Source organism: Donghicola eburneus, assembly GCF_900115865.1.
GTDB classification, from domain to species: domain Bacteria; phylum Pseudomonadota; class Alphaproteobacteria; order Rhodobacterales; family Rhodobacteraceae; genus Donghicola; species Donghicola eburneus.
Map to the genome: position 1 here is coordinate 1 of NZ_FOXY01000058.1, position 1126 is coordinate 1126.

2 protein-coding genes are annotated in these 1126 nt (G+C 58.1%); both read right to left on the bottom strand.

Going from position 1 to position 1126, the window contains the following annotated elements; genetic code table 11:
* Positions 1 to 210: 210 nt before the first annotated feature.
* The gene (locus BM225_RS21520) at positions 211 to 546 is read right to left on the bottom strand and encodes a copper-binding protein (RefSeq protein ID WP_092465547.1); all 336 of its coding nucleotides are present in this window, start codon (positions 544 to 546) and stop codon (positions 211 to 213) included.
* Between the two features lie 29 nt (positions 547 to 575).
* Positions 576 to 1126 (bottom strand): efflux RND transporter permease subunit (locus BM225_RS21525; protein WP_143095452.1); only part of this gene is annotated, 551 nt, incomplete at its 5' end.

The window sequence follows — 1126 nt, forward strand, 5'->3', positions numbered from 1 at the left end:
TGTGCGGCGTCCACTGCCAACCAAGTCATTCGATTTCTAACTGAACTCTCCGCGGATGAGACAAATCAGAAAGACTCGTGGGCGCATCAAACCAAGCACTCGCGGGTATGCCTAAATGGCACATTAAACATCGATGCTATCGCGAAATTTTCGGCGCGTATGCCACCCGCTCAATGAGGCCCGAACGGGTGGCAGCAACGTGGACAAGTTTTATTCCGCAGCCGCAACACCGCCGATGGCGTACATGCCTTCGTGGTCCTGACCCAGCATCATGATGATTTCATCACCGGGCTGCATACCTTCGGGAAGGGTGACGCCTTCCATCATCGGCATGTCCATGGTCATCGCAGGCCAGCCGATTTCAGCGATAGGGCCATGACTGACGTTGATGGTGCCGTCACCGATGGCATTCAGAATTGCGGGCGCGTGGACCATGTCCTCGGCCATCGGCATTGACGAATGGTCCATATTCGAGTGGTCCATCTGGGCCACAGCACCCGAGGCGACGGTTAGGGAAAGAAGGGTCATTGCTACAAGCTTACGCATGGGAATCTCCGTTTGATTGCGTAGATTTATCAGTGGGCCGCGATGGCAGAGGTTTTGCTGTCCATCTCGGGGTTTGACAGGTTTCGGTTGGTGCGGCTCAGGGTGATCTGCTTCCAGATCACAAAGAGCGCGGGGATCACGAACAGGGTCAGAAGCGTTGCCGTGGCCATGCCGCCAATCATCGGGGCGGCGATGCGGCTCATAATTTCAGAGCCGGTCGCGGTACCGTACATGATCGGGATCAGGCCGGCGAAGATGGTCGCGACGGTCATGACCTTGGGGCGGACACGCAGCAGGGCCCCCTCGAACACGGCCTCTTCGATATCATGGCGAGTCAGGTAGATACCGGTGTCACGAGCCTGCCTGATGCGTTTGTCCCAAGCGAGGTTCAGGTAGAGCAGCATCACGATCGCCGTCTCCACCGCGACCCCCGCCAAAGCGATAAACCCAACCAGAACCGCCACCGACAGATCGAAGCCCAGATACCAGATCAGCCAGACCCCGCCCGCCAGCGCGACAGGCAAGGCGGCCAGAATGATCGCGACTTCGGTCATCCGGCGGAAGGCCATGAACAGCATCA